General features: G+C 62.3%; 8 protein-coding genes. 3 read left to right on the top strand and 5 right to left on the bottom strand.

Annotated features, from left to right (window positions below):
* A partial coding sequence (locus tag DyAD56_RS19865) for an integrase core domain-containing protein (RefSeq protein ID WP_146010576.1) occupies positions 1-246 on the top strand: 246 nt, incomplete at its 5' end.
* On the opposite strand, the gene DyAD56_RS19860 is transcribed toward DyAD56_RS19865, so the two are convergent.
* From DyAD56_RS19860 to DyAD56_RS19850, 3 genes are all read right to left on the bottom strand, one after another.
* The gene (locus tag DyAD56_RS19860; protein ID WP_102304572.1) at positions 213-956 is read right to left on the bottom strand and encodes a hypothetical protein; all 744 of its coding nucleotides are present in this window, start codon (positions 954-956) and stop codon (positions 213-215) included. The genes DyAD56_RS19865 and DyAD56_RS19860 overlap by 34 nt on opposite strands.
* A 330-nt stretch (positions 957-1,286) precedes the next feature.
* Positions 1,287-2,360 carry a site-specific tyrosine recombinase XerC gene (gene xerC / locus DyAD56_RS19855; protein WP_102304571.1) on the bottom strand — a complete coding sequence of 358 codons (1,074 nt, stop codon included), beginning with the start codon at positions 2,358-2,360 and terminating at the stop codon, positions 1,287-1,289.
* Positions 2,361-2,364: 4 nt separating this feature from the next.
* Complete coding sequence (locus DyAD56_RS19850; RefSeq protein WP_102304570.1) at positions 2,365-5,403, bottom strand: CHC2 zinc finger domain-containing protein; 3,039 nt, start codon at positions 5,401-5,403, stop codon at positions 2,365-2,367.
* 148 nt (positions 5,404-5,551) lie between these two features.
* Between DyAD56_RS19850 and DyAD56_RS19845 the strand changes: the two genes are divergently transcribed.
* Together DyAD56_RS19845 and DyAD56_RS19840 are read left to right on the top strand one after the other, a co-directional pair.
* Positions 5,552-5,911, top strand: coding sequence for a helix-turn-helix domain-containing protein (locus DyAD56_RS19845; RefSeq protein WP_199179055.1), 360 nt, complete (start codon positions 5,552-5,554; stop codon positions 5,909-5,911).
* Between the two features lie 600 nt (positions 5,912-6,511).
* Complete coding sequence (locus DyAD56_RS19840; protein WP_102304568.1) at positions 6,512-6,745, top strand: hypothetical protein; 234 nt, start codon at positions 6,512-6,514, stop codon at positions 6,743-6,745.
* 433 nt (positions 6,746-7,178) lie between these two features.
* Here DyAD56_RS19840 and DyAD56_RS19830 read toward each other — a convergent pair whose 3' ends face one another.
* Complete coding sequence (locus DyAD56_RS19830) at positions 7,179-7,442, bottom strand: hypothetical protein (RefSeq protein ID WP_102304566.1); 264 nt, start codon at positions 7,440-7,442, stop codon at positions 7,179-7,181.
* 74 nt (positions 7,443-7,516) lie between these two features.
* Positions 7,517-7,723, bottom strand: a complete 207-nt coding sequence (locus DyAD56_RS19825) for an MbcA/ParS/Xre antitoxin family protein (RefSeq protein ID WP_102304565.1) — start codon at positions 7,721-7,723, stop codon at positions 7,517-7,519.
* Positions 7,724-7,735: the final 12 nt, after the last annotated feature.

The raw sequence follows: 7,735 nt of genomic DNA, 5'->3' as shown, positions 1-7,735 counted from the left end.
GTGGGCAGTAAGGGCGACAGCTATGACAACGCGTTGGCCGAGACCATCAACGGGCTCTACAAGGCCGAGCTGATTCACCGCCGAGCACCATGGAAAACCAGAGAAGCGGTGGAACTGGCCACGCTCGAATGGGTGTCATGGTTCAACCACCAACGCTTACTCGAACCCATCGGGTATATTCCACCCGCCGAGGCCGAAGCTAACTACTACCGTCAGCTGGCTTCCGACTTGGTGCAGGCCGCATGATCACTTAAACCAAATAGCCTCCGCGAAAACCGGGGCGATTCACACATCGCCGCGTCCACCGTCGACGAACCCAGCCGCTCCATCCCGCCCATCGTATCCTTTTCGTTGAGCGCTTTGATGAAACCCACGGGCGTGGACATCACAAGTCCGTGAACCGCACCGCCCGCATCCTGTAGCACGGCGTCACCCAGTTGGCCCTGGCTATAGGCTTGGGTGTAGCGATCACTCAGCTGGTTCACCATCTGAGGCAACACGACCGGCATCGTCAGCGGATTGACCATCATCGAGCTAGTCGCCATTCCCTTGAGTTGGTGCCCCACACCACTCAGGAACTGACCTGCCCGATTGAAGGTAAAGAATGCCTCCGTGTCGGAGATGCCATGCGTACCGCCAAACTCGTAACCACCACCGGCATTTCCAAGGCCGGCAGCTGCCATGTCCTCCGCCGTCGGTGTCACATTGACCGTTGCTAGGGTCTGCGCATCAGGCTGATAAATCCCTAGCTCGCTGTAATCGTGCACATACGACTCGACCTGATCGGTCGACATTGTGCTGAAGCTCACCTGGGGAGCGCCGGTGGCTTTAAGCTCCTGGGCAGCGCTATACAAGTCGTCGATCGACGAGGCCTTCAGGCTCAGGTAGTCCCCGCCTGTATCGCCACCACCATTGACCGCTGCCACGGAAGAGCTGCTATTCAGTGCATAGCTCATCGCGGCATTTTGCTCCCGCCAACCTGACGCACCCTCTGCATTGTACGTGGATAGCGCGTTATTCCAGTCCGGACTTGAGCCCTGCCGGATAGATGTCTGTGCTGCGCCTGGGCTACTCATCCCCGCGATGGCGGCATTCCCCAACGCATTCCCAAACGGAATCGACTGACATGCGTTCGCCAATCAAGACGCGCGTTTTCTCAGCCAAGGCAAGGCGTTAGCCGGAACGAAAACGACCGGGATGTCGCGCGGAAAAGTCGCAACCCCCGACGTGCATTTTTGGCTGCAAGGCAATGGACAGGACCGCACGCCGAAGCGGTCGCGAGTGCGTCAGAACTCCGCGTCAGCCTCGCGCTCGGCATCGAGCGCCGCGAACAACGCATCGGCGTCGGAAGACGCATCGATGCTCTTCGAGGCCGCATTGCGCGGCCTGGCCGGATGTGTGGCCTCGTGGATGGCCTTCAGTTGCGTGACCGCGACGTGGGTGTAGATCTGCGTCGATTTGAGGTCGGCGTGGCCGAGCATGGCCTGGATAAATCGGATGTCGGCCCCGTTCTCCAACATCAGCGTGGCCATGGTGTGCCGGAACAAATGGCAACCGCCCTGCTTGCCCAGATTGGCCTTCTGCACATACGCCGAGACGGTGGTGGAGAGCCACGCTTCGTTGAACGGCACGCCGGCCCGCGTCAGGAACAACGTGCCATCGTCCGGCGGCATCACGATCTGCGGGCGCACCTGGTCGAGATACGTTTGCACCCACGCCATCGCCCGCTCGCCCACCGGCACCCAGCGATCCTTCTGCCATTTGCCCTGATTGACGAATATTAGGCCGCGCGCCCGGTCGATCTCGTACACACGCAGGTTGGCCAGCTCCATGCGACGCAAGCCGGTGGAGTACAGCACCTCCATCATCGCCCGATCGCGGATACCGATCGGCGTGCGCGCATCGGCCAGGGCCAGCACGCGCTCGGCTTCCGCCTCGGTTAGCACGTGCCGCGGCAACACGCGTTTCAGGCGTGGCAATTCCAGATCGCTGGCCGGGTTGTAGAGCAGATAATTTTGCTTGGTCAGCCAGCGAAAAAAGCCACGCAATGGCACCAAGGCGCTGCGCTGGCTGAATACGCTGAGCGGCTCGCCGTTGTCCTTGCGGTGATAGAACAAATGCCGCTGGTAGCGCTCGATGATCGGCTTGGTGATCTCGGTCGGCCGCGTCAGCGCGCGGGGCTCACACCAGCGAATAAACGCGCGCACGTAGCGCTCGGTGTTGTGGATGCCGGCCTCGGTGTAGCCCTTGATGCCGAGGTGTTCCAGGTAGCGCTGCAGGTAGGCAAACAGGCCTTCGGGATCGGCGGGGTTGCCGACCGGCGTCAGGAAACGCGAGCGATGCGCGGTGCGGCGAGCCATCGGATCACGCCGGAGCAGCAGCTAAAGAAAGCGTTCCATCACTACGATGCGATGCATGGCGCGTACCCTGACGTGCGGTTTCCCGCGTTGGCGGCACGGACGCAGCCGAAACGGCGGTGTCATTGGCCTGCACCAGGGTTTCAGGCGACCGATCCACGGCCGATGCCGTACCGACCACGGGCCGATCTGACCCCGACGATGCATTGGCACGCCCCGACTTTTCGTCGTCGTAGGCATGCAAACTGGCTGCATCGATCAGGCCCATCAGGTGCGGCGTATCGCTGGCCACCTCGCCATCGAAACGCAGCTCGTAGGCGATGCCCTTGCCGAAGGGCTGGCGATGCACGGCGAGGTATTCCATGTCTTCCAGGCGGCCCAGGTGGACCTTGAGCTGGGTCTGTCCCCAGCCGGTCACCTCGCGCACCTGTTTGCGTGTGAAGCGCAATGCGGACGGTAAGCAGCCCTGCTGTGCCGCTTCGGTGCGCAGCCACGTCGTGAGCAAACCCAGCAGGCGCCGCGTTTGCGGCGGCAGTTCATCCAAGGTGCTGCCCAGCACCGCGTGCGCAAGGCGGTTGGCCAGCGCGATATCGGCCACGCTCACCTCGACGTACTCGATCACCGCGCCGTGGTACTGCTCACGCTTCACCTCGCGCTGGCACTGGTGCAGCAAGGCGATGGCGTCGATCAACGCGAGGTATTTCTCGTGGTCGCGGCGCATGCGCGTCTTGTCACTGAGAAAGGTCAGTCGCTCGGCGTACGGATTGACCACTTTCAGCGGGCGCAGCAGGCGTTGCGCGTTCTGGTGCAGCGCGGTCAAGCGGGCCTTGTCTTCGCTGGCCCGCAGCCCATCGAGCGTACGGCGCAGGCGCTGCTGCGCATGGATGGCCTGGGTCTGTTCGCGCGATTCGTCCACGCTGAGCACGAGGCAGCGGTTCAACAGCTCCTCGTCCAAGTCGATCGCGGTGGTGGTGCTGAACAGCATCACCGGACCTTCGACGCGGTATTCCTGCGTTTCCAGCTGGCCGGTCTGGGCATTCTTGCCGGTGCTGGCAATCGATACTTCGCCTTCGGACTGCAGCAGTTTCAGCGCATAGCTGGCCTGGCTCGCGCCTTCTTCCTCGCTGATGGCCAGGATCTTGTGGCGCAGATCCTTGTCGCCCAGATAAAACAGGCTTTGCCCGGTCATCGCGCTGTACTGCACGCGTTCTTCCGGCGGCACGAAACGCAGCACCGCATCCATTAACGACGACTTGCCGGCGGCGCTGGAGCTTTGCACCATCACGGCCAGCGGACGATCCAGCTTGCGCGAGACCGCCGCTAAATAGGCGACCTGCTTGTTCACCGCCTCGCCCACCACGCCGCAGCGGGCGAAGTCATCGAGCACGCGGGCCATCAGGTCCGGCGTTTGCAGCAGGTCCAGCGCGGCGGCGCGATCGGTGTCGCTCAGCGTGGCCTGCGCTTGCGCCTGACGGGCCTGCACGAGCTGCTGCTCCTGCCAACCTTCCAACGCGAGAATCAGCTGGCCCAGATCCTTCTTGATCGCCTCCTCGCTCGCGCCCACTTCCAGGCTGGCCTGCTTGCCGAACACCTGGCGTTGCCGCGCGCTGTAGAGATCCACCGTATCGACGTAATAGCCCTCGCTGGCCGGGTCTTTGACCAGCAGGTTGACCTTCAGCTGCTCGGGCAGCGGCTTGGTCGGCAGGCCACGCACGCGATAAAAGCGGTCGCCTAGCAGCAGGCGCATTTCCTCGCCGACGACCTGGTAGGCCGGCGTCGATGATGACGGCGCGTCGGGCAGTGGTGAGGCGGGCAGCGCGGCCTCGATGGTGAGTTCGGCCTCGAGGGTCGGTGCCGTTGAGTCATGGCCGTCCGCGATCACGGCGGACGGCAGATCGATGGCCGCATCGAGCACGCGCGGTCGCGTCGGTGCACGCCCCTTCCCCATCCATTCGGCCTGACGCAACGCGAGACCTAAGCTGCGACCGGCCGGCTGCACGCGCAACGCGTAGGCGTTCGCATCCATGCCTTTGGGAAACAGCACTCGATAGCAATCGATGCCGACGGCCATCAACTTTTCAGCCAGCGCCTCGGCGGCCTGGTTGCCGGCGTCGTCGCGGTCATAAGCGATCAGCACCCGCTCCACCCGATGTTGCTGGAACGCAGCCAGCATCTCGTCGGTGAAGCCGTGTACGCCGTAAGCGGCAGTGACGTGGCGATAGCCGGCACACCAGAACGTCATCGCGTCGATCAAGGCCTCGCACAGGATGATCTCGCGCGAGGCGGTCAGCGCGGCGGCGTTCCACACGCCGGCATGCGGGCCGGGCAGATACAGGTGCTTGGGCGTGCCGGCACGCAGGTTGTCCAGCAGCTTGCGGCCGTACAACTCCACCACACGTCCCGCTGCGTCGAACACCGGCACGACCAGCGAGCCGTTGAAGTGTTCGTGCCCGCTCTCGCGCAGGATGCCCAGCCGTTGCAGCTGCGTGCGCATCGCGGCGCCCGCGCTGCGGTTCTTTTCCGGCAAGCGATAGGCCAGCGTGCGATTGGCGTAGCCCAGCTGGAAGTGATCGATCAGCTCGGGATGCGTCAGACCGCGAGCCGTCAGGTACGCCAGGGCATCTTCGCTGCCCTTCAAGGTCTGGTGGTAGAACCCGACCACGCGCTGCATGGCTTCGGCGTCCTCGGTGTCGGTGGCCAGCGGCGCAGCCAACGTGCGCACCGTTGAGCGCGTCACGGGCGATGCCTCCACCCCAGCGGCTAAAGGAAGACCCTCGCGCAACAGCTCGACCGCGTGCCGGAAACTCACGCCACGTCGCTGCATTATCCAATCGATCGGGCCGCCGGCCGCGTTGCAGCCGAAGCAGTGATACAGGTTCTTCGTCGGCGTCACGATCAGCGAGGACGTCGTCTCGTCGTGGAAGGGGCACAGGCCCGCATAGTCCTTGCCCTGTTTGGTCAGGGCGATCCCATCAGCCTCGACCAGCCGGACCAGCGACACCTCGCGCTTGAGCTGCTCGATCTCGTGCTCGGGGATACGGGCCATCAAAAACGGTCTCCGGCCAAAAACCTGTCAAGGGGGTTTGGAGAAAAATAACTCGCTGGCAGAGTACCCGTAATACGAGTATTGGCAACTCGCCACCCGAGGATCACTGCCTATGCTTGCCAGCACGTCCTTTCTGCCAGATACCCTCATGGCCCCCGCTGACCGCGCCTTCTACGAACAACTGGGCCAACGCATTGCTGAGCACCGCAAAGCGCGTGGCATCACGCAGGTCGAGTTGGCCAAGACCTTGGGCATTGCTCAGCAGACGCTCGCCCACTACGAGGGCGGCACGGTGCGCATCGCCGTGGCGACGCTCACGGTCGTGGCGAAGGCGCTGGATGTCGCGATGGAAGACTTGCTCGGTAGCGCATCGGCAAAGACCGCCGGCAAGCGCGGCCCCGCTCCCAAACTGCAACGGCAGTTGGAGCTGGTCAGTCAGTTGCCCAAGGCGAAGCAGCGCCTCATCACGGAAGTGCTCGATTCCATGCTGGCTCAAGCTGGCCGCTAAGAAGGAGCGGCGCCGGGTTATATACCTTTACCGGCGCTTGCCTATCCTGCACTAGACCCATCCCACTCGCGGCCTTTCAGTACACTGAAAACGTCCGTGCCGGGTCGTTGAGCGGCTAAACGAAAACGATCACGCCTCTCGGACGGATCGCATAGCACCCACCTCACGGGCTGCGGCAGCAGCCTGAGCGGTGGGTGTTTTTGTTTCTAAAGATCAGGCTTGCTAGCAACGTGCAGCACTTTGGTGGCCCTTTCCCTATCCTGCATTAGGACGTGGCACATCGAGAAACTATTAGCCGGCTAATAACGACCGCTGGCGACAGCGGCTCTGCACTGGGTCTCGGGGCAATGCCCTGAGCAAGTCGGGAGCGTGACAGAGGGAGTGCAACGACTGGCGGCACGCGGTTTGTTATCCCCGCCCCTGCGGCGGGGGTATAACAAACCCATACCTTGTCCTGTGATCTGGATGAGCTTTTGCAGTAAGCGGCAATGACTGGAAGCAATGCCCACAAACATGTCCAGGCAATGGTTGTAGCAAGTGCTGCGACACGGTGCCGGCAACATGGCGAAGCAGGCTCCCCCAACGACACGGAGAACGACCATGGGCAACGACCTCGACATCAATCACGGCGTGGATTTCGAGCGGGCACTGGAACGCCTGCAGCACGCCGCGGGAAAGATCTTTCGGCAATACCGGGAAGCAAAGCACCGCAATGGCGACGAAGCAGAAGTCGAGCGACTACGCCAGGCCTACATCGATGCGCAGTGCGAGGCGGAATCATTGTCGTCACGCGATGAGGCGGCGATCCGAGCCGTGCTCGCCAGGCCAATCTAACTATCCGTCCAAAGACAAACGCCCGCGCAACGCGGGCGTTTCGCTATGCGCCCTCCCTTCGTCGGACTCGCGCATGGGCTGTATAACAAATGTTTACACCCAAATGGCTTCAGATAAGGCTTGGCGGGGTGTCGTGTATATGCCGTGTAAACATTGCATCGTGCATCAACATTGCAATTGTTGAACAACGTCATGCACTTGCCGCACCTGCAGAGGTGCGTATGGTGTATGGCGGATCAGCTTAAGGGTTAAGGGGCCAAAACCGGCCAAAAACACCCCTAAAAAGCCGCCCCGCACACGCCAAGAAGGTCAGACACGATCACGTGGCCCAGCGGGCCACGGCGTGATGCACGGATGATGCGATGTTGCTGCAACGATGATGCAAGGATGATGCAGATATGCGGCAAGAATGATGCAGCGATGATGCAAACGGTCAGTGGGGTGCCGGTGCGTACCATGCACGCACAAGCCGACCGTAGAGCACGCGAGCGCGCGTGATCACGGCACGGTCACCGGCATGGACGGCGCGGATGTCGTCACGCAGTTGGTCCAGCATGCCTCCCAGATCCGCTAGGCGCCCCGCGTCGGGCTGGCTGCACGACTTCTCTTGGCGAACCTCGCCTAGGAGCTTGCCCCGGCACAGGTAGAGGATCTCGCGGGCACTCGACATCTCAGCATCATCGGTGGCGTAGCTCATCAACTTCTCCGTGCGTGACATCGATAGCAGATCATCGCGCTACCGATGTCACGTGCTCGTCGTGGGCCGGCAGATCAGCCGACGTAGCCGGATTCGATCGAGGCCAAGTAACGCAATACGGCGTCGGTACGACCCTCAGCAATGAGTTCCAACGCGCTCTTGCCGTCAAACGTGGCCAGCGACTCCTTCAGCCAGGCAACGGCTCGATCGTGATCGCCTGATAGGTTCTCTGCGATTGAGAGAACATGCGCCGCACAGTCACTGATGAGAGACGAGTCCATTGAAACTCTCCG

Source organism: Dyella sp. AD56 (genome assembly GCF_002878475.1).
Lineage (GTDB): Bacteria > Pseudomonadota > Gammaproteobacteria > Xanthomonadales > Rhodanobacteraceae > Dyella.
This window is presented reverse-complemented; position numbering and strand designations above follow the sequence as displayed.

What these genes read in the sequence shown, in the direction of transcription:
- DyAD56_RS19860 (WP_102304572.1), bottom strand. Translation starts at nt 956, where the DNA reads ATGAGCTATGCACTGAATAGCAGCTCTTCCGTGGCAGCGGTCAATGGT.
- xerC (WP_102304571.1), bottom strand. Translation starts at nt 2,360, where the DNA reads ATGGCTCGCCGCACCGCGCATCGCTCGCGTTTCCTGACGCCGGTCGGC.
- DyAD56_RS19850 (WP_102304570.1), bottom strand. Translation starts at nt 5,403, where the DNA reads ATGGCCCGTATCCCCGAGCACGAGATCGAGCAGCTCAAGCGCGAGGTG.
- DyAD56_RS19845 (WP_199179055.1), top strand. Translation starts at nt 5,552, where the DNA reads ATGGCCCCCGCTGACCGCGCCTTCTACGAACAACTGGGCCAACGCATT.
- DyAD56_RS19840 (WP_102304568.1), top strand. Translation starts at nt 6,512, where the DNA reads ATGGGCAACGACCTCGACATCAATCACGGCGTGGATTTCGAGCGGGCA.
- DyAD56_RS19830 (WP_102304566.1), bottom strand. Translation starts at nt 7,442, where the DNA reads ATGAGCTACGCCACCGATGATGCTGAGATGTCGAGTGCCCGCGAGATC.
- DyAD56_RS19825 (WP_102304565.1), bottom strand. Translation starts at nt 7,723, where the DNA reads ATGGACTCGTCTCTCATCAGTGACTGTGCGGCGCATGTTCTCTCAATC.